This is a genomic window from Inquilinus sp. YAF38 (genome assembly GCF_052113205.1).
Taxonomy (GTDB): Bacteria; Pseudomonadota; Alphaproteobacteria; order DSM-16000; family Inquilinaceae; genus Inquilinus.
Genome location: NZ_JBFRCU010000003.1, coordinates 57,709 through 83,317, shown reverse-complemented (window position 1 = coordinate 83,317; position 25,609 = coordinate 57,709). Strand labels below are relative to the sequence as shown.

The 25,609-nt window shown below is 69.1% G+C and carries 22 protein-coding genes; 15 read left to right on the top strand and 7 right to left on the bottom strand.

Going from position 1 to position 25,609, the window contains the following annotated elements:
* Window positions 1-12 precede the first annotated feature (12 nt).
* Together AB4Z01_RS02115 and AB4Z01_RS02110 are read left to right on the top strand one after the other, a co-directional pair.
* On the top strand, window positions 13-945 hold the full coding sequence (locus AB4Z01_RS02115) for a LysR family transcriptional regulator (protein WP_441690037.1): 933 nt from the start codon (window positions 13-15) through the stop codon (window positions 943-945).
* A gap of 94 nt (window positions 946-1,039) precedes the next feature.
* On the top strand, window positions 1,040-1,387 hold the full coding sequence (locus tag AB4Z01_RS02110) for a VOC family protein (protein WP_441690035.1): 348 nt from the start codon (window positions 1,040-1,042) through the stop codon (window positions 1,385-1,387).
* Window positions 1,388-1,393: 6 nt separating this feature from the next.
* On the opposite strand, the gene AB4Z01_RS02105 is transcribed toward AB4Z01_RS02110, so the two are convergent.
* Window positions 1,394-2,569, bottom strand: a complete 1,176-nt coding sequence (locus AB4Z01_RS02105) for a hypothetical protein (RefSeq protein ID WP_441690032.1) — start codon at window positions 2,567-2,569, stop codon at window positions 1,394-1,396.
* A 372-nt stretch (window positions 2,570-2,941) separates the two neighbouring features.
* Window positions 2,942-3,712, bottom strand: coding sequence for a ChaN family lipoprotein (locus tag AB4Z01_RS02100; RefSeq protein WP_441690029.1), 771 nt, complete (start codon window positions 3,710-3,712; stop codon window positions 2,942-2,944).
* Between the two features lie 168 nt (window positions 3,713-3,880).
* Here AB4Z01_RS02100 and AB4Z01_RS02095 point away from each other — a divergent pair, with 168 nt between their 5' ends.
* The 8 genes from AB4Z01_RS02095 to AB4Z01_RS02060 all read left to right on the top strand — a co-directional run bounded on the left by AB4Z01_RS02095 (window position 3,881) and on the right by AB4Z01_RS02060 (window position 11,710).
* Complete coding sequence (locus tag AB4Z01_RS02095) at window positions 3,881-5,851, top strand: VTT domain-containing protein (RefSeq protein ID WP_441690027.1); 1,971 nt, start codon at window positions 3,881-3,883, stop codon at window positions 5,849-5,851.
* A 124-nt stretch (window positions 5,852-5,975) separates the two neighbouring features.
* Window positions 5,976-6,731: an SDR family NAD(P)-dependent oxidoreductase gene (locus AB4Z01_RS02090; RefSeq protein WP_441326279.1), complete on the top strand. Its 756-nt coding sequence runs from the start codon at window positions 5,976-5,978 to the stop codon at window positions 6,729-6,731.
* 49 nt (window positions 6,732-6,780) lie between these two features.
* A complete protein-coding gene (locus AB4Z01_RS02085) occupies window positions 6,781-7,821 on the top strand; it encodes an ABC transporter substrate-binding protein (RefSeq protein WP_441690024.1) in 1,041 nt (346 codons plus the stop codon).
* Between the two features lie 181 nt (window positions 7,822-8,002).
* Window positions 8,003-9,241, top strand: coding sequence for an ABC transporter permease (locus AB4Z01_RS02080; protein ID WP_441690023.1), 1,239 nt, complete (start codon window positions 8,003-8,005; stop codon window positions 9,239-9,241).
* 5 nt (window positions 9,242-9,246) lie between these two features.
* A complete protein-coding gene (locus AB4Z01_RS02075; RefSeq protein WP_441690020.1) occupies window positions 9,247-10,059 on the top strand; it encodes an ABC transporter permease in 813 nt (270 codons plus the stop codon).
* Window positions 10,060-10,147: 88 nt separating this feature from the next.
* Window positions 10,148-10,474, top strand: a complete 327-nt coding sequence (locus AB4Z01_RS02070) for a hypothetical protein (protein ID WP_441690017.1) — start codon at window positions 10,148-10,150, stop codon at window positions 10,472-10,474.
* A gap of 52 nt (window positions 10,475-10,526) precedes the next feature.
* Entirely contained in the window at window positions 10,527-10,865 is a 339-nt protein-coding gene (locus tag AB4Z01_RS02065; protein ID WP_441690014.1) for an ArsR/SmtB family transcription factor, read from the top strand.
* A gap of 65 nt (window positions 10,866-10,930) precedes the next feature.
* Window positions 10,931-11,710 (top strand): hypothetical protein, encoded by a 780-nt coding sequence (locus tag AB4Z01_RS02060; RefSeq protein WP_441690011.1) that lies wholly within the window; start codon window positions 10,931-10,933, stop codon window positions 11,708-11,710.
* 12 nt (window positions 11,711-11,722) lie between these two features.
* Here the strand turns inward: AB4Z01_RS02060 and AB4Z01_RS02055 are convergent, their stop codons facing one another.
* Window positions 11,723-13,135 carry an APC family permease gene (locus AB4Z01_RS02055; protein ID WP_441690009.1) on the bottom strand — a complete coding sequence of 471 codons (1,413 nt, stop codon included), beginning with the start codon at window positions 13,133-13,135 and terminating at the stop codon, window positions 11,723-11,725.
* Window positions 13,136-13,442: 307 nt separating this feature from the next.
* On the opposite strand from AB4Z01_RS02055, the gene AB4Z01_RS02050 reads away from it, so the two are divergent.
* On the top strand, window positions 13,443-15,017 hold the full coding sequence (locus AB4Z01_RS02050; protein WP_441690007.1) for a calcium-binding protein: 1,575 nt from the start codon (window positions 13,443-13,445) through the stop codon (window positions 15,015-15,017).
* A 63-nt stretch (window positions 15,018-15,080) separates the two neighbouring features.
* Here AB4Z01_RS02050 and AB4Z01_RS02045 read toward each other — a convergent pair whose 3' ends face one another.
* From AB4Z01_RS02045 to AB4Z01_RS02035, 3 genes are all read right to left on the bottom strand, one after another.
* The gene (locus AB4Z01_RS02045) at window positions 15,081-15,566 is read right to left on the bottom strand and encodes a hypothetical protein (RefSeq protein WP_441690005.1); all 486 of its coding nucleotides are present in this window, start codon (window positions 15,564-15,566) and stop codon (window positions 15,081-15,083) included.
* A gap of 138 nt (window positions 15,567-15,704) precedes the next feature.
* Window positions 15,705-16,154 carry a Dps family protein gene (locus AB4Z01_RS02040; RefSeq protein ID WP_441690002.1) on the bottom strand — a complete coding sequence of 150 codons (450 nt, stop codon included), beginning with the start codon at window positions 16,152-16,154 and terminating at the stop codon, window positions 15,705-15,707.
* A gap of 144 nt (window positions 16,155-16,298) precedes the next feature.
* A complete protein-coding gene (locus AB4Z01_RS02035; protein WP_441689999.1) occupies window positions 16,299-17,309 on the bottom strand; it encodes a serine hydrolase domain-containing protein in 1,011 nt (336 codons plus the stop codon).
* A 136-nt stretch (window positions 17,310-17,445) separates the two neighbouring features.
* Here AB4Z01_RS02035 and AB4Z01_RS02030 point away from each other — a divergent pair, with 136 nt between their 5' ends.
* Window positions 17,446-19,116 (top strand): thiamine pyrophosphate-binding protein, encoded by a 1,671-nt coding sequence (locus AB4Z01_RS02030; RefSeq protein ID WP_441689996.1) that lies wholly within the window; start codon window positions 17,446-17,448, stop codon window positions 19,114-19,116.
* Window positions 19,117-19,170: 54 nt separating this feature from the next.
* Here the strand turns inward: AB4Z01_RS02030 and AB4Z01_RS02025 are convergent, their stop codons facing one another.
* Window positions 19,171-20,052, bottom strand: a complete 882-nt coding sequence (locus AB4Z01_RS02025) for a LysR family transcriptional regulator (RefSeq protein WP_441689993.1) — start codon at window positions 20,050-20,052, stop codon at window positions 19,171-19,173.
* Between the two features lie 595 nt (window positions 20,053-20,647).
* Between AB4Z01_RS02025 and AB4Z01_RS02020 the strand changes: the two genes are divergently transcribed.
* The 3 genes from AB4Z01_RS02020 to AB4Z01_RS02010 are packed head-to-tail and all read left to right on the top strand — an operon-like array spanning window position 20,648 to window position 25,465.
* Window positions 20,648-22,594, top strand: coding sequence for a PrkA family serine protein kinase (locus AB4Z01_RS02020; protein ID WP_441689990.1), 1,947 nt, complete (start codon window positions 20,648-20,650; stop codon window positions 22,592-22,594).
* A 31-nt stretch (window positions 22,595-22,625) separates the two neighbouring features.
* The gene (locus AB4Z01_RS02015; RefSeq protein ID WP_429232468.1) at window positions 22,626-23,936 is read left to right on the top strand and encodes a YeaH/YhbH family protein; all 1,311 of its coding nucleotides are present in this window, start codon (window positions 22,626-22,628) and stop codon (window positions 23,934-23,936) included.
* Window positions 23,933-25,465, top strand: coding sequence for a SpoVR family protein (locus tag AB4Z01_RS02010; RefSeq protein WP_441689987.1), 1,533 nt, complete (start codon window positions 23,933-23,935; stop codon window positions 25,463-25,465). The genes AB4Z01_RS02015 and AB4Z01_RS02010 overlap by 4 nt, the downstream gene beginning before the upstream one ends.
* Window positions 25,466-25,609: the final 144 nt, after the last annotated feature.

The following is a 25,609-nucleotide window of genomic DNA, read 5'->3' as shown; positions in this document are numbered from 1 at the left end:
ACAGGCCAACTCATGGACAACCGGCTTGATTGGGAGGACCTGCACACCGTGCTGGCGGTGGCCGATTGCGGCTCGCTGGCGGGCGCGGCCCGGCGGCTCGGCGTCAACCACACCACGGTGCTGCGCCGGATTGGTGGCTTCGAGCAGCGGCTGGGCCTGCGGCTGTTCGACCGGCTGCCCGGCGGCTATGCCCTGACCGCCGGCGGCGAGGAGCTGGCGGCGGCGGCCCGCGGCATGGCCGCGACAGTCGAGGCGCTGGAGCGCCGCCTGGCCGGCCAGGATTTGCGCCTGGAGGGCACGCTGCGGGTGGCGACGGCCGACACGCTGACGACATCGCTGCTGCCGCCGCTGCTGGCCCAGTTCCGCGAGCTGCATCCCGGCATCGTGCTGGAGGTCACGACCGCCAACCTGATGGCGAACCTGACCCGGCGCGACGCCGATGTCGCCATCCGGCCGGTGCTGGACCCGCCGGAGACGCTGGTCGGCCGCCGCGTCGCCGGCATCGCCTTCGCCGTCTATGCCGCGGCCAGCCACCCGGCGGCGCGGTCGGGCACGGTCGCCGCCCATCCCTGGGTGACGCCGGACGACAGCCTGGCCGGCACCTCGGTCGCCCGCTGGATGCGCCGGGCCCTGCCGGACGCCGCGATTGCGCTGCGGGCGGATTCGCTGGTCGAGGTCTGCCGTGCGGCCCACGCCGGGATCGGCCTGGCCGCCCTGCCCTGCTATCTCGGCGACGCCACCGACGGGCTGGTGCGGATCGCCATGCCGACGGTGCCCGAGGAGGCGGCGCTGTGGGTGCTGACCCATGAGGATCTGCGCCGCACCGCCCGGGTCAGCGCCTTCACCGAATTCATGGCCGCCGCCCTGGCCCGCCAGCGCGACCTGCTGGAAGGCCGGCGGGGGCGTGATGCGGTGGCGGCAGATCGTCAGAACAGGCGTCAATGATAAAGCGTAGCCTCTCCCGCAAGCGGGAGAGGCTACGCGTATGGTATCGCCTTGAGCCATCGAGCCCGTGTGCGACAACAACAGGAGGAACCCCATGGCCGTGAAGCGGATCGTCACCAACATCGCCGCCGGCGACGTTGCCAAGGCGCAGGCCTTCTATGGCGACCTGCTGGGGCTGCACCTCGCCATGGACATGGGCTGGATCCTGACCTTCACCGCCGACGCGACGATGACGCCGCAGCTCAGCGTCATGACCGAAGGCGGCTCCGGCACCCCGGTTCCGGATCTCTCGATCGAGGTCGACGATGTCGACGCCACGCACCGCAAGGCCGTGGCGATGGGCCTCGCGATCGAATACGGCCCGGCCGACGAGCCCTGGGGCGTGCGCCGGTTCTATGTCCGCGACCCGTTCGGCCGGCTGGTCAACATCCTGCAGCACTGAGCCGGGTCAGTTGATCCAGACCGCGAAGCTGAGGAACTCGCCCTCGAAGGCGCCGGTGGCCTGTTCCCAGAACGAGCGGTCGCTGACCGGGCCGTCCTCGAGATAGGGCACCATGTCGGTGCCGGTCAGCAGCAGCACCAGGTCAAAGGGCTGCGGCGACTCCATCAGACGGCGCAGGTTGAAGCCGTGATCGAAGCGCCAATGCGGCAGCAGCTTCTCGCCGTTCAGGATCGCCTCGGATTCCTGCATCAAGGCCAGCCAGGTGTCGATGCGATCATCGGTCATGGTCATGCCCGGGATCAGGCTGGCCTGCTTCGCGTTCGGCAGCCATTCACGGTCGTCGTCGGTCTCGGCCCGGATCGACGCCCACATCTCCTGGCTGAGTTTCGCCGCCGCCAGGAAGTGCTCGCGGGTCCGCGGCAGCCGGTCGGGTTCGGCCACCGGCCAGTTCAGCAGATGGATCCAGGCGATGCCGTCGGCGATCCGCCCGTCCTCCTCCCCCAGGAACATGCCCTGGGTGGGCAGGGTCAGCGCCGCCGCGAGGGGCGAGTCCGGCCGCGGGAACAGGAGATGCGCGGCGGCGTCGAAGCTGCGGTGCCAGTCGCGCGCCAGCAGGAACTCGGCGCCCGCGCGCAGCACATGGGTGTAGGCGCGCAGCCACAGCACGTCACCGGTGTCGAAGGCGATCACCAGCTTGCCGGCATTGGCGGGATCGCCCTGCCCGCCCAGCAGCACGGCGCTGTAGACGTCGTACAGCGTGGCCTGGCCCCGGCCGTTGCCGGCGAGGTCGAGCTTCACCCGGCCCATCGCCATGGGCAGCTTCACCGGCCGGTCGCCCAGCGGCTGCAGCGTGCGGTCGACCGCGTCGAGGTCGTCGACCAGCGCCTGCAGGATGGCGCGGGCGTCCTCGTAGCGGATCACCTCCGGGTTCGGGTTCGGCGGCACCGGCATGGTCAGCAGCGGCACCGATATCGTCGGGTCGTCCGGCGGCCGGTAGCCGTAGCGGTACAGGGTCTGGCTGAAATGCTCCGTCGCCTTGGCCAGGCGGATCAGGCCGAGCCCGGCGATCGCCTCGGCATCGTCCGGCTTCTTCGCCAGGATCGCGGCCAGCGCCTTCTCGCCCTCGGCGATCGAGCCGGCATACAGATGCTTCTGCGTCAGCTCCAACGGCGTCGCGGCCATGGCCGGCGCGGCCGTCAGGTGCAGGGCCAGGGCGGCGGCGGCCAGAACGGCCAGGCCTTTCGGTCGAATTGAGATAGTCGTCCTGCTGAAAAGTGAATCGGATTCACTACGACGGAGGGTAATCAAGCCAGTCGCCTTTCAATATTCAGAACAACTGGACCGGACGATCTCCCAACTTCATGTCACAATTCAGGCAGTATGGACGGTACGGACGCCGGATTCTGTGATGAGCGATCTTCGCCAACCCAAAGCCGTCATGGCGAGCCCCGCAGGGGCGTGGCCATCCAGCGGTACGGAACTCCGGATGGCCACGTCGCTGCGCTCCGCGCCATGACGATGAAGAGGATGCGTCCCGATCGGCGCAAAGTGGGCTCAGATCCCATCTCCGGCACCCGGAGCGACCAGCGCGGTGCTGGGATAGCCGAGATCGCGCAGCTGGCGCGGGATGCCGTCGCGGACATGGCCGCTGCCGGCCAGCACCACAACCAGCGGCGTCCCGGCCGCCCGCGCCGCGGCGATGCGCGCGGCCATCGCCCGGTCCCACAGCAGCTGGATGTCGACGAAGCGGCGGAAGCCGCGGTTGAGGGCGTCGCCCTCCGCGCCACGGCCATGGCCGGCGAAGGCGGCGGCGAGGTAGCGGTTGTAGTCGGGCGACGGCGCCACCGGCCGGCCGAGATCGAGGTCCGGCCGGGCTTCCAGCGCCGCCCAGCCGTCCTGCCCGACCGCGCGCACGACGTCGCGGTCGACATTCAGCGCGATCAGCTTGATGCGGTGCATCCGGGCGAAGGCGAAGATCGGCCGGTACAGGCCGAAATCGAAGCCCCAGGACCGGTCCCAATCAACCTCGCGCAGGAAAGCAGCCTCATCGAGCCGGCCTGCGGTCCAGGCATCGAGCGCGGCCTGGCGGCTGCGCGGCACCATCTCCAGCCCGATGGCGAGGTCCGGCTGCTCCTCGAGCAGCGCCGCGATCCGCTGCAGCTGCCAGTGATGATCGGCGACGCGGTCATGAGTCTCGCCGAGCAGGACGACGCCGCCGTCGGGCCGGGCCGGGGCGGGCCGCACCGGGGCGGTTGCCACTGCGCAGCCGGCCACGGACCAGCCGAGCAGGCCCGTCACCGCCAGGGTCAGGATCCTCCCCCTCATCGCCATTTCTTCCGCTCAATCCGACACCAGTCTCATGTGGCAGCCTTCGCCGCCGACGGCAACCGCTTCGCCGCGGCGACCGCCGGGGTTGCGCCAGACCATGGAAACCACGAGCTATGACACCGGTTCGAAGCATGGAGTCGGAATGACGAGGGGAACGGCAGGGGCATGACCGATATCGCGCAGTCGGTCATCGAGTTCATCGGCCAGCACCCGCATTGGGCGGGCATCCTGATCTTCCTGATCGCCCTGACCGAATCGGTGGCGGTGGTCGGGCTGTTCATCCCCGGCTCGCCGATCCTGATCGGAATCGGCGCCGTGGTCGGACTCGGCCACCTGCCGCTCTGGCCGATGCTGGTCTGGGCCACCGCCGGGGCGATCATCGGCGACGGCGTCTCCTACGAGCTAGGGCGGCGCCATCGCGGCACCATTCTCGGCGCCTGGCCGATGAGCCGGTATCCAGGGCTGGTCGCGCGCGGCGAGGCCTTCTTCCGGCGGCATGGCGGCAAGAGCATCGCGCTGGGCCGCTTCCTGCCGATGCTGCGGCCGATGATCCCGATGGTCGCTGGCGCGCTGGGACTGCGGCCGCGGCTGTTCTATATCGTCAACATCGCCTCGGCGATCGTCTGGGCGCCGGCCCATATCCTGGGCGGCGCGGTGTTGGGTGCCTCGCTGGGTGCGCTCGGCGCCGTCAGCGGTCGGCTGGTGGCGCTGCTGGCCGTGCTGGCGCTGACGCTGTGGCTGCTGGTCGTCGTCACCCGCTGGGTCTGGCGCCGGCTGCTGCCGCTGCTGGGCCGGGCCCAGCATGCGATCCACCGCTGGGCCGCCGCCCGCGGCAGCCGTCCGGCCCGCCTGCTGGCCCGGCTGGCCGATCCGGAGGAACCGGATCTGCGGGTCATGGCGGCGCTGGGCATCGTGATGCTGGTGCTGGTCGCCGGCTTCGTCAATCTGCTGCGCCTGGTCGCCGCGCATGGCGGAATGGCCCGCGCCGATGCTGCGATCAGCGCCTTCGTCCAGGCGCTGCGCACGCCGTGGGGCGATGCGGCCCTGACCGTCGTCACCATGCTCGGCGACAGCATCACCATCACCGCGCTGGTGATCGCCGCCGTCGCCTGGCTGCTGCTGTACCGCGCCTGGCACCGGGCCGGCGGCGTGGCCATCGCCATCGCCATCACCGCCGCCTTCGTGCCGCTGGTGAAGGGCCGGCTGCAGATCGCCCGGCCGACCGACCTGTACAGCGGCGCCGACGCCTTCAGCTTCCCCAGCGGCCACGCCGCCTTCTCCGCCGTGCTGTACGGCATCCTGGGCTGGCTGTTGTCGCGCGGGCTGCCCGGACGCTGGCAGCTGGTGCCGCTGAGCGTCGCCGCCGCGCTGATCGGGCTGGTCTGCGCCTCACGCGTGTACCTGGCGGCGCATTGGCCGTCGGACGTCGCCGCCGGGCTGCTCTTCGGCCTGGGCATGACCATCGCCTTCGCCATGGCCTTCCGCCGGGCCGACCCGCAGCGGATCCGGCCGCGCCGCTTCGCCGTGGCGCTGCTGGTGGCCCTGGCCGTCGCCGGCGGCGCCCATGTCGCGACCGGCTATCACGGCGCCGCGGCGATGTATGTGATCCGCGACACCACGGTCGCCCTGCCGGCCGCGGAGTGGCGGGTGGAGGGCTGGCGCCGGCTGCCGCAGCGCCGCGTCGACCTCGAAGGCGAGTCCGAGCAGCCCTTCCGGCTGCAATGGGCCGGGCCGCCGGAGGCGCTGGCCGCCGCCCTCGCCCCGGCCGGCTGGACCGCCCCGCCGGGCTGGAGCATCGCCACTGCGGTGCGGTTCCTCGACGGCACGGCCGACGCCCGGACCCTGCCGGTGCCGCCGGTGCTGCAGGATGGGCGGATGCCGGTTTTGACCCTGATCCGGCCCGATGCCGGCGGCGCGAGCCGCCAGGTGCTGCGGCTGTGGCGCTCGGGCTTCACGATCGAGGGCGATCCGCCGATCCTGCTGGCTGCGCCCGGGATCGAGACGATCCACCACCCGCTGGGCCTGGTGAGCGCCATCGACGCCGAGGACGAGGCGCCGCTGCCTGAGCTGCCCGAGCTGGCGCGCCTGCCGAATGCCAAGGAGGCGACGCCAGGCCTCGTCCTGGCCCAGCCCTGAGGGCCGCTGCGGCATGGGGTAGCGGCTGTTGCACCTTCCCGCCCCTGGACGGATGCGGCGCCGCGCCGCATGATCGCAATCGCGATCCGTTCTCAGGATCGATCCCTCCACCCCGGGTACAGTCATGTCCAACACGGCCCAGACGGAAGAGCCGAAGACCCTGATCCTGACCGGCGCCAGCCGCGGCATCGGCCACGCCACGGTGAAGCGCTTCAGCGCCGCCGGCTGGCGGGTGATCACCGTGTCGCGCCAGGCCTTCTCCAAGGAATGCCCGTGGCATGCCGGCGAGGAGGATCACGTCCAGCTCGACCTGTCCGACGTCGGCGACCTGGAGCGCGGCATGGACGAGCTGCGGGCCCGGCTGCCGCTGGGCAAGCTGGACGCGCTGGTCAACAATGCCGGCATCTCGCCCAAGCTGCCCGGCGGCAAGCGCATGGGGGTGATGGCCACCGACTACGCGACCTGGCTGCACGTGTTCAACGTCAACCTGTTCGCCACCGCGCTGCTGGCCCGCGGGCTGTTCGAGCCGCTGAAGGCGGCCAAGGGATCGATCATCAACGTCACCTCGATCGCCGGCGGCCGGGTGCACCCCTTCGCCGGTTCCGCCTATTCCACCTCCAAGGCCGCCTTGGCGGCGCTGACCCGCGAGATGGCGCATGAGTTCGGCGCCCATGGCGTGCGGGTGAACGCGATCGCGCCGGGCGAGATCGACACCTCGATCCTGTCGCCGGGCACCGAGGCGATGGTCGACAGCGAGATCCCGATGAAGCGGCTGGGCAAGCCGGAAGAGGTCGCCGCAACGATCATGTTCCTTTGCACCTCCGGCTCGTCCTACATTACCGGGGCCGAGGTGCACATCAACGGCGGCCAGCATGTCTAGGCGCTGAGCCGCCCGCCTCGGCGGAACAAGAAAACAGGGAGTTTCCGTCATGATCCGTTTCACCCGCCTCCTGCCCGCGGCAGTGGTGCTCGCGGCCGGCTTGGCTGCCCCCGCCATGGCCCGCGACCTGACCGTGGTGTCCTGGGGCGGTGCCTATCAGGACGCGCAGCGCGCGCTGTATTTCGAGCCGTTCAAGGCCGCCGGCAACCCGATGCATGACGAGAGCTGGGACGGCGGCATCGGCGTGCTGCGCGCCAAGGTCGAGGGCGGCGATTCGAGCTGGGACGTGGTCCAGGTCGAATCCGAGGAGCTGGCGCTGGGCTGCGAGGAAGGCCTGTTCCAGCCGCTGAACTGGGACGCGATCGGCGGCCGCGACGCCTATCTGCCGGCGGCGGTGAACGACTGCGGCGTCGGCGCCATCGTCTACAACTTCATCCTGGCCTATGACGGCGCCAAGTTCAAAGACGGGCCGAAGAGCTGGGCCGATTTCTGGGACGTGAAGAAATTCCCCGGCAAGCGGGCGATGCGCCAGGGGCCGAAGACCAACCTGGAGATCGCGCTGATGGCCGACGGCGTCGCCCCGGCCGATGTCTACAAGGTGCTGGGAACGCCCGAGGGCGTGGACCGCGCCTTCCGCAAGCTGGACGAGCTGAAGCCGAACCTGATCTGGTGGACCGCCGGCGCCCAGCCGCCGCAGATGCTGGCGGCCGGCGACGTGGCGATGACCACCGCCTATAACGGCCGCATCGCCGCCGCCAACACCGCCGATAAGAAGGACTTCAAGATCGTCTGGACCGGCAGCCTGTTCACCATCGACAGCTGGGTGATCCTGAAGGGGTCGCCCAATGTCGACGCCGCCACCAAGTTCCTGGCCTATATGGGCAAGCCTGAGAACCAGGCCAAGCTGCCGACCAAGATCACCTATGGCGTCACCAACAAGGCGGCAACGCCGCTGATCGCGACCGAGTACCTGCCCGGCCTGCCGACCAACCCGGCCAACATGTCCCAGGCGGTGCAGCTGAACGCCGAGTTCTGGCTGGAGAACATCGACAGCCTGACCGAGCGCTTCAACACCTGGGCGGCGAAGTAGGCGGGATGGCCCCGAAGCTTCGGGGCGGCCGCTCCTTCTGTCCTCCCCCTCCCCTTGCGGGAGGGGGTAGGGGGAGGGGTTTGGCGCCGCAGGTGCACTCGATCCGGTCGGGTCTGCTCTCTTCGATCGACAGCCCCCTCCCCCCGCCCCCCTCCCGCAAGGGGAGGGGGAGGACCGAACGATGGTGAGCGCGACTCTCGCCGAGGACGGCACCACCATCCGCCGGTCGCTGCGGCGGGCCGGGCGCAGGCGGCGGATCGAGGCGTGGCTGCTGCTGGCGCCGCTGGTCGTCTTCCTGCTGCTGGTGTTCGTGGCGCCGATCGGCGGCATGCTGTGGCGCGCCATCGACGACCGCGACGTGGGCCCGGTGATGCCGCGCACCGTCGCCGCCCTGGCCGGCTGGCAGGGCGACGGGCTGCCGGGCGAACCGGCCTTCGCCGCGCTGGCCGCCGACCTGGCGCAGGCGCGCGCCGACAAATCCCTGCCGGCGGCCGCGCGGCGGCTGAACTACGACCGCAACGGCTATCGCACGGTCATCACCAACACCGCGCGCAAGCTGCCCGACCAACCGCAGGGCAGCTGGCGGGAGACGCTGACGGCGCTCGACCCGGCCTGGGGCCAAACCGAGATCTGGGGCGCGATCGCCCGCGCCGCCGGGCCGACCACCGATTTCTACCTGCTGGCGGCGCTGGACCTGCGCCGCGACGCCGCCGGCACGATCCTGCAATCCCCGCCCGACGAGGCGATCTACCGCGACGTGTTCCTGCGCACCTTCCTGGTGGCGCTGTCGGTCACCGCGCTGTGCCTGGTGATCGGCTTCCCGGTGGCTTATCTGCTGGCGACCCGGCCGCCGCGCATCGCCAACATCCTGATGATCCTGGTGCTGCTGCCGTTCTGGACGTCGCTGTTGGTCCGCACCACCGCCTGGGTGGTGCTGCTGCAGACCAACGGCGTGGTCAACGAGATCCTGACCGGGCTGGGGCTGACCGGGGAGCCGCTGCAGCTGGTCTACAACCGGGTCGGCGTGCTGATCGCCATGACCCATGTGCTGCTGCCCTATATGATCCTGCCGCTGTATAGCGTCATGCGCTCGATCCCGCCGGCGCATCTGCGCGCCGCCTATTCGCTCGGCGCCCGGCCGGTCGGCGCCTTCCTGCGGGTGTACCTGCCGCAGACCCTGCCCGGGATCGGCGCCGGCGCCCTGCTGGTCTTCATCCTGGCGCTCGGCTACTACATCACCCCGGCGCTGGTCGGCGGGCCGGCGGACCAGATGATCAGCTGGTTCATCGCCTTCTACACCACCAGCACCGTCAACTGGGGCATGGCCTCGGCGCTCGGCCTCCTGCTGCTGGTCGCCACCCTCGCCCTCTACTCGGTCTATGCCCGGCTGGTGGGCGCCGACCGCATGCGGCTGGGCTGAACGCCATGAGACTGTTCGAAAGCCTGGCCTTCTGGCGCGCCCTGCTGTGGCTGACCGGCGGCGCGACGCTGCTGTTCCTGATCGCGCCGATCCTGGCGATCATGCCGCTGTCCTTCAACGGCGGGTCGTTCCTGGTCTATCCGCTGGACGGCGTGTCGCTGCGCTGGTTCGCGGAGTTCTTCAGCTCCGAGCGCTGGATGGGGGCGCTGGCCAACAGCCTGATCGTGGGCGGCGCCACCACGGTGCTGGCGACGGCGCTGGGCATCCCGGCGGCGCTGGGGCTGAACCATGCGCCGCTGCGCTTCCGCGGGCTGCTGACCGGCCTGCTGCTGTCACCGATGATCGTGCCGGTGGTGATCGTGGCGGTCGGCCTGTACTTCGCCTTCGCCGCGGTCGGGCTGACCAACAGCTATGCCGGGCTGATCCTGGCGCATACCGCGCTGGCGGCGCCCTTCGTGGTGATCACCGTCGGCGCCACGCTGCAGGGGCTGGACCGCAACCTGCCGCGTGCCGCGTCCAGCCTCGGCGCCCGGCCGACCACCGTGTTCTTCAAGGTGACGCTGCCGCTGATCCTGCCCGGCGTGGTGTCGGGGGCGCTGTTCGCCTTCGTCACCTCCTTCGACGAGGTGGTGGTGGCGCTGCTGCTGGCCGGGCCGGGCCAGCGCACCCTGCCGCGCGAGATGTTCAACGGCATCCGCGAGAGCATCAGCCCGACCATCACCGCCGCCGCCAGCGTGCTGATCGTGGTCTCGACCCTGATGCTGGTCGCGATCGAGGCGCTGCGCCGCCGCGGCGAAAGGATGCGGACCCGGCGCTAGACGATGAGCCCCGGCAGGGCGTCGGAGTGGTTCTCTGCTATGCTGAGAGAACCACCCGGCTCGGTGCCGACAGCGCAGGAACCTGCCTATGGCGATCAGGATCAGAAGCCAATTGTGGCGGACCGCCCTGACGGTGACGAACTGGCTGCTCGTTGTGATCGGGGCTGCCGCGTTCCTCTATAGATGGGGGCTGCAAACCCAGTACATCTATCTGCCCAAGGAGCCAGATGCCGTCACCGGCCAGATCATGGCCTATAGCTTCAAGGGCGCCGTATTCTATATGACGGAATATCAGTATGGGCTGGACTACGCCCTGCTTCTGATCCCCTATGCGTGCATAGTCATGTTGATTGCGGCCGTTCTTTTGTTCGGATCGGAGACCGTCAACAAGATCATAGAACGATCCGGCCAATAGACCTGATGCGCGGCACCTTGCCGGTACCGGCCGATCGGGCGTACTGAAGCATATGCTTCAGCATCCGCAGCCGCTCGACCTGATGTTCCAGGCCCTGGCCGACCCCAGCCGGCGGGTGATGGTGGAGCGGCTGAGCCGCGGCCCGGCCTCGGTCAGCGAGCTGGCGAAGCCCTTCGCGATGTCGCTGTCGGCCGTGGTCCAGCACCTGGCGGTGCTGGAGGCCAGCGGCCTGGTGCGGTCGGAGAAGGTCGGCCGCGTGCGCACCTGCCGGATCCAGCCGGAGGCGCTGCACACGGCCGAGCAATGGCTCAGCGAGCGGCGGCTGAGCTGGGATCGCAAGCTCGACCGGCTCGGCGACTTCCTCGCCGCCGCGCCGGACGAGCCGTCCTAGGCGGCTGCCACCATCCTGTCATCGATCGGCCGCAGAATGGCGGCGAATCCGATCCAGGAGGCTCTATGAGGCCGCRTTTCCTCGCTCTCGCCCTGGCGATGCTCGCCCTGCCCTTCGCCCCGGCCCCTCTCGTCGCGGCGCGTGCCGCCACGATCGACGCCGTGATGGACGCGGCGGAGGCGACGCTGGTCGGCCCGGCCGGCGTCCCCGCCCTGAAGGCCGCCTGCACCGTGGAGGGCTGCACCGCCTGCCCCGCCGGGTCGCCGGCGCCGGGCGCGGCGCTGGCCTTCGATCATGACGACAGCCGCAGCCGCGGCGCCTGGCAGCATCTGATCGCGCTGACCGCCCTGGCCGACCGGGCGGCCGCAGACGCCGCCGCCCGCGCCTATCGGGTCGCGACGGTCCACGATGCGATCGCCACCGACGCGGCGCCGATGAAGGCCCTGGGGCTGCAGGCCGAGGACCTGGCCGATTCCGCCGCCGTCTACTGGCAGAGCCTGCAGGAGATCGCGACCAACGACCGGCATGCCCCAACCCTGACCGTGTTCTCGCTGCTGGGATGGCCGGACACCAATCCGGCGGTCGCGACGGCCAAGGCCCGGCTCGGCCCGCTCGCGGCCCGGCTGCGCGCCGCGCTGCGCTGCGATCCGGCGGTGGCCGGAATGACGCCGGAGGAGCGCAGCGACCTCGGCTACGCCCTGCATCTGCAGACCGCGCTGCTGCGCGTCCTCTACACAGCGACCTTCGAGCAGACCAGGGCGGCGACCGAAGCCGTCTCCGACGCGGTAGCGAAAGCGGTCGCCGCCAAGGGCTTCGACCTGCGACGGGGACCGCTTACCCCTTGAGCCCAGCCGGCCTCAGTTGACCGCCCCGTCCCCGCCGAGATCCTCCATCGCCGGGTCCGCGGCGGTCTGGCCGGTGGCGCGGTTGACCAGCACGGTCACGACCCACAGCCCGACGCCGATCGCCAGCAGCACCCCGGCGATTGCGTACTGCTCCATCGCCCGCCCGGTCCAGGGGCCGGCGAGGAAGGCGCAGGTCACGGCGCCCACCACCGGCAGGACGGTCGGGGTGCGGAAATGGCTGTGCTCGACCGGGTCGCGGCGCAGCACCAGCACGGCGACATTGACCACGGTGAAGACGCAGAGCAGCAGCAGCGCCGTGGTGCCGCCCAGCGCCGGCACGCCGCCGACGAAGCCGATCAGGCCGAAGGCCAGGAGGGTGGTGAAGCCGATGGCGAGATAGGGCGTGCGCCGCGTGGCATGGACCTTGCCCAGAACGCCGGGCAGCACCCGCTCGCGGCTCATGCCGTAGACCAGGCGGCTGGCCATCAGCATGTTGATCAGGGCGCTGTTGGCGACCGCGAACATGGTGATGAAGCCGAAGATCTCCAGCGGAAAGCCGGGGGCGCCGGCCTGTACCACCTGGAGCAGCGGCGTCTCGCCCTCGCCCAGTTGCTCCGGCGACACCAGGGTGATGGCGGAGATCGAGACCAGCACGTAGATCGCGCCGGTGATGAACAACCCGGCCAGCAGCACCTTCGGGAAGATGCTGCTCGGCTCGCGGCACTCCTCGGCCATGTTGACCGAATCCTCGAAGCCGACCATGGCGAAGAAGGCCAGGGTGGTGGCCGCGATCACCGACCAGAACACGCCGCGGTCGGTGGTGGCGAACTGGGTGACGCGCGAGACGTCGCCCTGGCCCATCCCGATTGCCCACAGCCCGATGCAGATGATGATCAGCAGGCCGGTCAGCTCGACCAGGGTCAGCACGACATTGGCCTTCACGCTTTCGCCGACGCCGCGGAAGTTGACGACCGCGACCACCGCCATGAAGCCCAGGGCGATCAGGGTGATGCCGCCGCCCCCCAGGCCAAGGTTGAAGGCGCTCGACAGGTTGGCGGCGAAGGCGCGCGAGGCGGTGGAGGCCGAGGTGATGCCCGAGCACATCACCGCGAAGGCGACGATGAAGGTGATGAAATGGATGCCGAACGCCTTGTGTGTGTACAGCGCAGCCCCGGCGGCGCGCGGGTACTTGGTCACCAGCTCGAGATAGCTGAAGGCGGTGACCAGGGCGACGGCGAAGGCCACCAGGAAGGGCAGCCAGACCACGCCGCCGACCTGCTTCGCCACCTGCCCGGTCAGGGCGTAGATGCCGGTGCCGAGGATGTCGCCGACGATGAACAGCAGCAGCAGCCAGGGCCCCATCACCCGATGCAGGCTCGGCTCCACGGCCGGCGTGCTGCCGGCTCCTTTGGCGATATCGACCATCAATTCCCCCTTCCGACGATCGTATGCGGATATGCATGAAACAGCATTTCCCTGGGAATGTCGCCCCAAGCTCGCCCGCGACCGCCGCCAGGCGCTCTCCGCCGCAGCCGAGAGTCCGGAGGAGAGGCGCTCAGTCGAAACGTCCGAGCGTCGTCGCAGAACCTGTTCGATACAGAATTACCGATCCCCGTCGAAAGAATTTAAGTTCAAGACTCCTGGCAGAATCTTCTGCAAAATCCTCTCCGAGGATTTCAGCGGCGCTGGGGTCTCATGATATCCGGCGCTGCCCTGCGAAGGGAGGACCGGCATGGCGATTATCGAAGGGACCGAGCAGGACGATATCCTGACCGGCACCGAGACCGACGATTCGATCTACGGCTATGGCGGCGACGACACGCTCGACGGCGTCGCGGGCGCCGACCGGGTCGAGGGCGGGGCCGGGATCGACATGCTGTCCTATCAGCAATCCGGCGGCGGCGTTTCCGTCAGCCTGCTGCCCGGGACCGCGACCGGCGGGGATGCCGAGGGCGATAGTTTCAGCGGCATCGAAGGGCTGACGGGGTCCTACTACGACGACAGGCTGGCCGGCGACACCGGGGCGAACACCCTCCTGGGCGGCGTCGGCAACGACGTGCTCTACGGCCACAGCGGCGACGACCGGCTCGAGGGCAGCTGGGGCGACGACATCCTGGTCGGTGGCCCGGGCGCCGACACGCTGGTGGGCGGCGCCGATCAGGCGGACTGGGCCTCGTACCACACCAGCGCGACCGGGGTGAGCGTCGATCTCGCGACCGGAACAGGCAGCGCGGGCGACGCGCTCGGCGACGTCCTGACCGGGATCGAGAGGGTGCTCGGATCGGCCCATGACGACACCCTGACCGGCAGCGGCGGCGGCGACCGGATCCAGGGCGCGGCGGGCGACGACGCGCTCTCCGGCGGGGACGGCAGCGACGCGCTCTATGGCGGCACCGGCGCCGACACCCTGCTCGGCGACGCCGGGAACGACATCCTCGAAGGCGGAGCGGGGGCCGACACGCTCGACGGCGGCGCCGGCAGCAACGTGGCGTCCTACCGGCATTCGGCCGCCGCGGTGACGATCGATCTCGCGACCGGTGCCGCGTCGGGCGGCGATGCGGCGGGCGACACTTATGCCGGAATCGCGAATCTCCGCGGGTCGGCCCATGGCGACGTGCTGTCGGGCGATGCCGGGGTCAATATCCTCTATGGCCAGGCCGGCGACGACCTGCTCGACGGCCATGGCGGCAAGGACCTGCTGATCGGCGGGGACGGCATCGACACGGTCACCTTCGCCGACGCGACGGCCGGGGTGCATGTCCGGATCGGCGGCGAACCGACCTATCGGACCTGCGAGATCCGGGAGGTCGAGAACCTGATCGGGTCTGCCTTCGACGACACGCTCGGCGGCACCGGGGCCGCGAACCGCATGGAAGGCGGGGACGGCGCGGATTGGCTGGTCGCCGCCGGCGGCGACGACACGCTTCTCGGCGGCAGCGGCGACGACCGCATGGACGCCGAGTATGGCGCGGATGTGCTGACCGGCGGCGCCGGTGCCGACAGGTTCATCTACCGGGCGTTCAGCGACAGCACCGTGGACGCCGCCGGGCGCGATCGGATCGAGGATTTCTCCGCGGCCGAGGGGGACAGCATCAACCTGCACAGCATCGGCGCCGACGGCTCCTGGAACGGCAGGTTCACCTTCACCGGGAGCGGCGCCTTCACCGGCCTCGCCGGCGAGCTGATCGTGGTCGCGGATGGCGGCGTGACCACGGTCTATGGCGACCGCGAGGGCGACCAAGTCGCGGACATGGCGATCGACGTGGTCACGGCGACCGCGCTGACTGCCGCCGATTTCGTGCTGTAGCGGCGAGGTCCCGCCCGAAGCCCGACACCTCGTTCTCCGGCAAGACGGGCGCCACAGCGCCCGTCAGGGTGGCGTGGCGTTCACGTCCGTCAGGCAATCGCCCCTCTGAGGCGTGCTGAAGAACCGCTCCTTAGCGCTGGCGGAGCACGCCTCCATCATCGACAGGGCCAACAGCTCGCGAACCGCAAACTGGGTCCTGCCATACAGGGCCGTCGGCTTTATTTGATCCAACCCCGGCGAGGCCGGCGTCATCCCGGCCTTGGCCACGGCCTCGTCGAGAAGCTTCCGAGTGCACTCCAGCATCATCCCCTTGATGCCGCCCGCCCCGCATTGCCGGCCCTCATCGGTCAGGCAGCTTTGCTTGATGCTGCGGGCCTTCAGGTCGGACAGCCACATCAGGAATTTCGACTGCTCGGCCGAATACCCGTCCTGCCCGAGCTTCCGGACCAGCAAATCCCGCTGGTCGCTGTATGAGTAGACCCGACAATCCACAGGGTCAGCCGGCGCTGCGGCGGCGAGGCGTGTCGGCTCCGCCAGCGCCGCCAGCATCAGAAATCCACAAATCGACGCACGCCGCATCACGCCCCCCGCTCCGCCCAGCATGCCGATGGTCGGAAGATCGGCTACAACAGAAAAGGCCCGGACCTTCTGATCCGAGCCTTTCGTCTCCGACCGATGCCGGGCTGCTTACGCCGCGGTGGAGCGCAGCATCCAGGCGGTCTTGTCGTGATAGGTGATCCGGTCGGTCAGCAGGTCGACGGTCGAATCGTCGCCCGCCTTCTCGCCGACCGCCAGGGCGGCCTTGGCCTGCTCCGACAATAGCTCATGGCTCTTGAGCAGGTCCTTGACCATGGCCGAGCCCTCGATCCCGTCCTTGGGCGGCGACACCTTGGTCAGCTCGGAGAAGGCCTTGAAGCTGCCCGGCGCAGGCTCGCCCAGGGCGCGGATCCGCTCCGCCACCTCGTCCACCGCCGCGAACAGCTCCTTGTACTGGTCCTCGAACATCAGGTGCAGCGAGCGGAACTGCGGGCCTTCCACGTTCCAGTGATAGTTCTGGGTCTTGATCTGGAGGGCGTAGGTATCGGCCAGCACCTGCTTCAGCGCGTCCACGACCGGTGTATTGGAGGCCTTGCTCATCACCCTTCTCCTCGTTTTGGGGAGCGATCCGGCCCTGACTCAGGTCCGGCGCTACGGTTCATAGAATGGAATCCCCCGCCGCGAGTTCCAACCTATCCGTTGGTTTGGGGCACGGGACCCTGATGATCGGAAATCGCGGGACCGTCAGGCCCAGTCGCGCCAGCGGGCGGCGATGCGGTTGCCGACCGACAGGCGCAGGTCCTGGATGCCGGTGTCGACCTCGCGGCTGGGATGCACCCGGTTGGTCAGCAGCGTCCAGGCAATGCCGCGGTCGAGGTCGATCCACAGCCCGGTGCCGGTGAAGCCGAGATGGCCGATGGTGCGCGGCGAGCACAGGCTGCCGCCCTTCCAGCCGGGGTGGCGCCGCTCCCACCCCAGCGCCCGGCCGGGGATCGATTGCGGCGCGCACAGCTCGACCATCGCCGCCGGGCTCAGCAGCCGGCCGCGCAGCAACTCCAGCGCGAAGTCGAGCACGCCGCGCACGGTGCCGAACAGCCCGGCATGGCCGGCGGCGCCGCCCAGCGACCAGGCGTTCTCGTCATGCACCTCGCCGCGCAGCAGGCGATTGCGGACCGAGCAGACCTCGGTCGCCGCCGACTGCGCCGGCACCGGGGTGAAGGACAGGCCGGTGCCGACCGGCAGCTGGTTGAAGGCGACGCCGCGCCAGCGTTCGACCACGAAGCCGAGCAGCATGTAGTTGATGTCGGAATAGACGGGCTCGGCCTTCACCGGCCAGTGCTTGCGGATCACCGCGGTACGGCGCTGGTCGGCCGGGCCGGGCCAGAGATAGATCCGCTCCTGCGCCGGCAGGCCGCTGGAATGGTCGATCAGCCGGCGCAGCGTGATGGCGCCGTGCAGCGGCGCCGCATCCGGCAAATGCTTGGCCAGCGGGTCGTCGAGGTCCAGCACCCCCTCCTCCACCAGCCGCAGGATCTCGGTCACCGTGACGATGACCTTGGTCAGGCTGGCGAGGTCGAACCAAGTGTCGCGCGCCAGCGGCTCCGGCTTCGGCAAAGTGGTGGCGACGCCGCCCCAGCGCAGCGCGCGCTGGCCGTCCGCCGTGGCGATGCCCAGTGCCGCACCCGGAATCCGGCCGTCCTCCAGGGCCAGGGCCACGGGAGCGAAAGCATGGTCGGCGAGGGTCTCGAGGCTCATGGACACGGCTCGTCGCGGGGGACGGCGTCGTTAGAGCACGAGGGCGGCAAGGCGGCAAGACCGGGGCGGGTTGGACGGGCGCAAGCCGCATGCTAGACCGGCAGCCGCAACGCCCATAAGAAACGGTCGCCCCATCATGTCCCGCACCGCAGCCCGCGCCCTGGTCGACACCCTGCGCCTGAACGGCGTCGACACCATCTTCTGCGTCCCGGGCGAGAGCTACCTGGCGGTGCTCGACGCGCTGCACGACGTGCCGGAGATCAAGCTGGTGGTCTGCCGCCAGGAAGGCGGCGCCGCCTACATGGCCGACGCCTATGCCAAGGCCACCGGCAAGCCCGGCATCTGCTTCGTCACCCGCGGCCCGGGCATCACCAACGCCTCGGTCGGCATCCATGTGGCGCAGCAGGACTCGTCGCCGGTGATTGTGTTCATGGGCCAGGTCGGCCGCGACATGTTCGAGCGCGAAGCCTTCCAGGAGGTCGATGTCCGCAAGGTGTTCGGATCGATGACCAAATGGGCGGCGCAGATCGACGACGCCGACCGGGTGCCGGAATTGGTCTCCCGCGCCTTCTATACGGCGACTTCCGGCCGCCCGGGCCCGGTGGTGCTGGCGTTGCCGGAGGACATGCTGGTCGAAGAGACCGACGCGCCGGACGCCCGCCCCGCCGTCCCGGTCGAGACCGGCATCGGGGTCGGGGCCCTGGCCCGGCTGCGCGACCTGCTGGCCGAGGCGAAGCGGCCGCTGCTGCTGATCGGCGGCGGCGGATGGAGCGCCCAGGCCCGCGCCGACATCCAGGCCTTCGCCGAAGCCTGGGAGGTGCCGCTGACCGTCTCCTTCCGCTGCCAGGACTACGTCGACAACGACCACACCCACTATGCCGGCGACGTCGGCATCGGCCCGAACCCGAAGCTGGCCGAGCGGGTGAAGACCACCGACCTGCTCGTCGTGCTGGGCGCCCGGCTGGGCGAGATGACCACCGGCGGCTACACCCTTCTGAACCTGCCGGTGCCGGCGCAACGGCTGGTGCACATCCATGCCGGGGCGGAAGAACTGGGCCGGGTGTACCAGCCGGAGCTGGCGATCAATGCCAACTCCGCCGCCGTCGCCGCGGCGCTGGCTGGCCTGGCCCCGGCCGGCGACCTGCAGGCCCGGCAGGACTGGGTGCGCGGCGCCCGCGCCGATTACGAGGCGTGGCAGCAGCCGGTGGTGTCGCCCGGTTCGGTGCAGATGTCGGAGATCGTGCGCTGGCTGGTCGACCGGCTGCCGGCCGATGCCATGATCTGCAACGGCGCCGGCAACTACGCCACCTGGTTCCACCGCTTCTACCGCTACCGCGGCTGGCGCACCCAGCTGGCGCCGACCAACGGGTCGATGGGCTACGGCGTGCCGGCTGGCGTCGCCGCCAAGCTGCAGCATCCGGAGCGGGTGGTGATCGCCGCCGCCGGCGACGGCTGCTTCCTGATGAACGGGCAGGAGCTGGCGACCGCGGCACAGTACAACGCCGCCGTGGTGTTCCTGGTGATCGACAACGGCATGTACGGCACCATCCGCATGCACCAGGAGCGGGACTATCCGGCCCGGATCAGCGGCACCGGCCTGCAGAACCCGGATTTCGCGCAGCTGGCCCTGGCCTATGGCGCCCATGCCGAGACGGTGCACCGGACCGAGGAGTTCGCGCCGGCCTTCGAGCGCGCGGTCGCCGCCGGCCGGCCGGCCCTGATCTGGATCAAGCTGGACCCCGAGGCGATCACCCCGCGCGCCAGCCTGAGCCAGATCCGCGCCACGGCGCAGCAGGCGAAGGGCTAAACCCCGCCGGCATGCCGATCCGGCATGGAGGGTCCGCGGCGCGGCACCCCCCGCCTAGCCGAGATCCAGCATGTCGAGGAAGGCCTCCACCGCCTTGCTGCGGTAGTGGTCCGGGTGGCGCAGCACCCGGAAGCGACGGGCCGGGAACGGCGGGTCGAGCTGGTGCAGCGTGCCGAAGCGCAGCCCCGATTCGACCGACAGGCTGGACAGCACCCCCGCCCCTGCCCCCGCCTCGATCGCCGCCCGTACCGCCTCGTTGCTGGCGAGCTCGAGCGCCACCGGCAGGGTGGCGGGGTCGACGCCGAGCCGCCCTAGGGCCGATTCGAACACCTGGCGGGTGCCGGAGCCGCGCTCGCGCAGCACCCAGGCGCTGTCGCCGAAGCGGGCCGGCGCGATCATCCTCTCCCCGGCCCAGGGATGGCCGGCCCCGACCACCAGCACCAGCCGGTCGCCCGGCACGCTGGCATGCTCGAAGCCGGCGAGGTCGAGATCGCCCTCGACGAAGCCGATATCGGCCCGGCCCTCGCGCACCGCCTCGGCCACCTGGGTGGTGTTGCCGATGGTGAGGTCGAGCTGCAGCCCGGGATGCACCGTCCGGAACCGGTGCATGAGCGCCGGCAGCCAATAGTTTCCGATGGTCTGGCTGGCGTGCAGCGCCAGCAGGCCGCGGCGCAGCCCGGACAGGTCGTCGAGCGCGCGCTCGGCCAGGGCGGCGCGGGCCAGCACCGCCCGCGCCTCCGGCAGGAAGGCGGTTCCGGCATCGGTCAGGGCGATGCCGCGGCCGACCCGGTGGAACAGCTTGGTGGCATGGCGCGCCTCCAGCGCCTGGATCGCAGCGCTGGCGGCGGACTGGGTCAGGTTCAGCGCCTGCGCCGCACGGGTGACGTGCAGATGCTCGGCGACGGCGACGAAGATCCGGAGCTGCTCCAGAGTCATGCGACGCTCTCAGCGCAGCCGGACGGGCCACCTGCACGCGAATCGGTATCCGAGTCCATGGCGGCCACGGGCGTCATGGCGACCGCGGCGCAGGCCTCGCGCACCCTGTGATCAATCGTTCCGACGATGTGTAAATGCCGAATCGATCGGCTTTTTCGATCATGCAGCGACATATATCATGCTTAGGGCGAGTCGGTTGAAAAGCCGCATCGCCTTTCTCGCGAACTGGGCATACCCTGGTACCACTGATGCGACGTGGGGCCTGGATGACAGGCCGCGCCAAGACCTCGATCGACGAGGCACCGGGACCAGATAAAAATTAAGGCAGTAGTATTATCGGTCAGTTTCGATCCTATATTGATAACCAGAGCGAGCGGTGGAGAAGGGGTAGTGTCAGATATTGCGCCTCATCCGGTTCCCGACTGCGCAGCCCTCCGCGGGCCTGCGGGCGGGAGGGATGGTGCAGGACCCCATCGGCCACCCGAATCTCGCCGCAAATCCCGGACCATCATGGGCCGGCAACAAACGCCCAGGAGCTGCGGTAGAAACGACGGACTAGGTTGAGTCTCGATCCTCCAACCTTTGGCGGGTGGCAATGGCACCGACCGACGATCTCTTCACCAGCTATGCGAAATCCTACGAGGCCCGCCGCGCGGCGGAGATGTCCCTCGAAGACTTCCTGAAGGGGTGTCGCAGCGACCCGATGATGTATGCGAGCGCGCCGGAACGGCTGCTCAACGCCATCGGCCAGCCGGAAATCGTGGACACCGCGCGCGACGCCCGGCTGGGGCGGATCTTCATGAACCGCACCATCCGGGTCTATCCGGCCTTCTCCGAGTTCTACGGCATGGAGGAGACGATCGAGCGGATCGTCAGCTTCCTGCTGCACGCGGCCCAGGGGCTGGAGGAGCGCAAGCAGATCCTGTACCTGCTCGGCCCGGTCGGCGGCGGCAAGTCCTCGCTGGCCGAACGGCTGAAGGCGCTGATGGAGGTGCACCCCATCTACGCGCTGAAGGCCGGGGACGACATCAGCCCGATCTTCGAGAGCCCGCTCGGACTGTTCAACCCCGACACGATGGGCGCCGAACTCGAGGAGCGCTACGGCATCCCGCGGCGGCGCCTGACCGGGCTGGTAAGCCCCTGGTGCCTGAAACGGCTGGACGAGTTCGGCGGCGACATCTCGCGCTTCAAGGTGGTGCGGCTCCAGCCGTCGCGGCTGCGCCAGATCGCCATCGCCAAGACCGAGCCGGGCGACGAGAACAACCAGGACATCTCCTCGCTGGTCGGCAAGGTCGACATCCGCAGCCTGGAGACGCTGCCGCAGCACGACCCGGACGCCTACAGCTATTCCGGCGGCCTGAACCGCGCCAATCAGGGCCTGCTCGAATTCGTCGAGATGTTCAAGGCGCCGATCAAGATGCTGCACCCGCTGCTGACGGCGACGCAGGAGGCCAATTACGTCGGCACCGAGAACATCGGCGCCCTGCCCTTCACCGGCATCATCATGGCGCATTCCAACGAGTCCGAGTGGCAGGGCTTCAAGAACAACAAGAACAACGAAGCCTTCATCGACCGGATCTACGTGATCAAGGTGCCGTACTGCCTGCGGGTGACCGAGGAGCAGAAGATCTACGACAAGCTGATCCGCAGCTCGAAGCTGGCCGACGCGCCCTGCGCCCCCGGCACGCTGGAGATGCTGGCCCGCTTCTCGGTGCTGTCGCGGCTGCACGAGCATGAGAACTCCAACGTCTATTCCAAGATGCGGGTCTATGACGGCGAGAGCCTGCGCGAGGTCGATCCCCGCGCCCGCAGCCTGCAGGAGTACAAGGACGCCGGCGGCGTCGACGAGGGCATGGACGGGGTCTCGACCCGCTTCGCCTTCAAGGCTCTGGCCGCGACCTACAACCACGACACCAACGAGGTCGCCGCCGACCCGGTGCACCTGATCTATGTGGTCGAGCAGATGGTGCGGCGCGAGCAGCTGCCGGCCGAGACCGAGAAGCGCTACCTGGAGTTCCTGAAGGCCGAGCTGGCGCCGCGCTACGCCGAGTTCATCGGGCACGAGATCCAGAAGGCCTATCTGGAATCGTATCACGACTACGGCCAGAACCTGTTCGACCGCTATGTCGACTATGCCGATGCCTGGATCGAGGACCAGGACTTCAAGGACCCGGACACCGGCCAGCTGCTGAACCGCGACCTGCTGAACCAGGAGCTGACCAAGATCGAGAAGCCGGCCGGGATCGCCAACCCGAAGGACTTCCGCAACGAGGTGGTCAAGTTCGCCCTGCGCTCCCGCGCCGGCAACGAGGGCCGCAACCCGAGCTGGACCAGCTACGAGAAGATCCGCGACGTGATCGAGCGGCGGATGTTCAGCCAGGTCGAGGAGCTGCTGCCGGTGATCAGCTTCGGCTCGAAGAAGGACGGCGACACCGAGAAGAAGCACGAGGAGTTCGTCCTGCGCATGGTCAGCCGCGGCTACACCGAGCGGCAAGTCCGGCGCCTGGTCGAATGGTACATGCGGGTGAAGCAGGCAGGCTGAAGACGGAGGTCGGAAGCGATACACGATGTCCATGCACATCATCGACCGGCGGCTCAATCCGGGGGGAAAGAGCCTCGTCAACCGCCAGCGCTTCCTGCGCCGGGCCAAGGCCCTGGTTCAGCGGGCGGTCCGCGACAGCTCGCGCGAGCGCAGCATCAAGGACCTGGAGCAGGGCGGCGAGGTCTCGATCCCGGTCACCGGCGTGAACGAGCCGCGGCTGCACCGCTCCAATTCCGGCGGCCTGCGCGACCATGTGCTGCCGGGCAACAAGGAGTTCGTCGAGGGCGACACCCTGCAGCGGCCGAAGCGCGGCGGTGGGGGTGGCGGCAGCGAGGGCGCGCCTGACGGCGACGGCCAGGACGAGTTTCGCTTCGTGCTGTCGCAGGAGGAGTATCTCGAGCTCTTCCTCGACGATCTGGAGCTGCCCGACCTGGCCAAGCGCAAGCTGGTCGCGTCCGAGAGCGTCGGCTGGCGGCGGGCCGGCTATTCCACCACCGGCGCCCCGGCCAGCCTGGCGGTGACCCGGACCATGCAGCGGGCGATGTCCCGGCGAATCGCGCTGCGCCGCCCGAAGCCGGGCGAGATCAAGGACGTCGAAGCCGAGATCGCGGCGCTGGAGGGCGGGGAAGACACCGACCAGGACAAGATCGACCAGTTGCAGGAGCAGCTGGACCATCTGCTGCGGCGCACCCGGCGCATCCCTTATATCGACCCGGTCGACCTGCGCTACCGCCGGCTCGAGGCAACGCCCAAGCCGGTGGCCCAGGCGGTGATGTTCTGCCTGATGGACGTGTCCGGCTCGATGACCGAGCACATGAAGGACCTGGCGAAGCGCTTCTTCGCCCTGCTCCACCTGTTCCTCAAGCGCCGCTACAAGCATGTCGAGATCGTCTTCATCCGCCACACCCACCAGGCCGAGGAGGTGGATGAGGAGACGTTCTTCTACTCGACCGAGAGCGGCGGCACGGTGGTCTCCACCGCGCTGGAGATGATGGCGTCGATCGTCGCCCAGCGCTATCGGCCGGAGGACTGGAACATCTATGCCGCCCAGGCCTCGGACGGCGACAACCTGTCGAGCGACAGCGCCAAATCCGCGGCCTTGCTGGGCGACGAGATCCTGCCGCTGTGCCAGTACTTCGCCTATCTCGAGGTCGGCCGCGACGAGGACCCGATGTCCTCCGGCGTGGTGCCGCGCCAGACCGACCTGTGGCAGACCTACGACCGGGTGCGGAAGGCTGATGCGCCCTTCGCCATGCGCAAGGTCTGGCACCGCCGTGACATCTATCCGGTGTTCCGCGAGCTGTTCCAGCGCCGGGACGTGCAGACCGCGGGGGCCGAATGACGGATGATGCACTGCTCTTCCCGGGCACCGACTGGGACTTCGGCACGATCCAGCGGATCTACGACCGGGTCGGACAGGTGGCCAAGGAGCTGAGGCTCGACACCTACCCTAACCAGATCGAGGTGATCACCGCCGAGCAGATGCTCGACGCCTATTCCTCGATCGGCATGCCGCTGTTCTACAAGCACTGGTCCTTCGGCAAGCAGTTCGCCCAGAACGAGGTGCTGTACCGCAAGGGGCTGCGCGGCCTGGCCTATGAGCTGGTGATCAATTCCAGCCCCTGCATCAGCTACATCATGGAGGAGAACACCGCGACCCTGCAGACGCTGGTGATCGCCCATGCCGCCTTCGGCCACAACACCTTCTTCAAGACCAACTACCTGTTCAAGCAGTGGACCGACGCCGAGGGCATCCTCGATTATCTCGAATTCGCCAAGAGCTATATCGCGCAATGCGAGGAGCGCTACGGCCAGGTGGCGGTCGAGCAGCTGCTGGATGCCGCCCATGCGCTGATGAGCCACGGCGTGCACCGCTATCCGCGGCCGCGGCGGCCGGACCTGAAGACCGAGGAGCGACGGGCCAAGGAGCGGCTGCAATACCAGGAGCAGGTGTTCAACGACCTGTGGCGCACCCTGCCGACCGCGCCGACCAAGTCAGGGCCGGTGCTGAGCGAGGAACGCCGCCGTGCCCTGTTGGAGCTGCCGCAGGAGAATATCCTCTATTTCCTGGAGAAATCGGCGCCACGGTTGCAGCCCTGGCAGCGCGAGCTGCTGCGCATCGTCCGGCTGGTGGCGCAGTACTTCTATCCGCAGTCGCAGACCAAGGTGATGAACGAGGGCTGCGCCTGCTGGGTGCACTACAAGATCATGACCACGCTGCACGAGCAGGGCGCCCTGAACGACGGCGCTTTCCTGGAGTTCCTGCAGTCGCACACCAATGTCGTGTACCAGCCGGAGTTCAACGACCCGCACTATAACGGCATCAACCCCTACGCCCTCGGCCTGGGGATGATGCAGGACATCGAGCGGATTGTGGTCGACCCGACCGACGAGGACCGCGAGTGGTTCCCGGACATCGCCGGCAAGGGCGACGCCACCGGCGTGCTGCAGGACATCTGGGCGAACTATCGCGACGAGAGTTTCGTGTCGCAGTTCCTCAGCCCGCGGCTGATCCGGCAGTGGCGGATGTTTCACCTGCAGGACGATTCCGGCCAGCCGGAGCTGCGGGTGGACGCGATCCACGACGAGCACGGCTACCGCCGGATCCGCCGGGCGCTGGCCCGCCACTACGACGTTGCCTGGATCGACCCGGACATCCAGGTGGTCGATGTCGACCTCGCCGGCGACCGCCGCCTGATCGTGCACCACAGCGTGGTGAACGGCATCCTGCTGGCCGAGAACGACACCAGGCAGGTGCTGCAGCACATGGCCGATCTGTGGGGCTACGACGTGCTGCTGAAGGAGATCGACCCGGCCAGCAACGCCGTGCTGAAGGAGCATTCCGCCAGCGCCCGGTCGACGTTCTTCTGAGGCCTCCGAGACCTTCACAAAATCCCACAATCCGTCATCCCCGCGAAAGCGGGGATCTTGTGACGCTTTGACCGGACAGAGATTCCCGCTTTCGCGGGAATGACGGCAAAGGGATGAGTTGCTGTTCTGAAAGAGTCCCGCTTG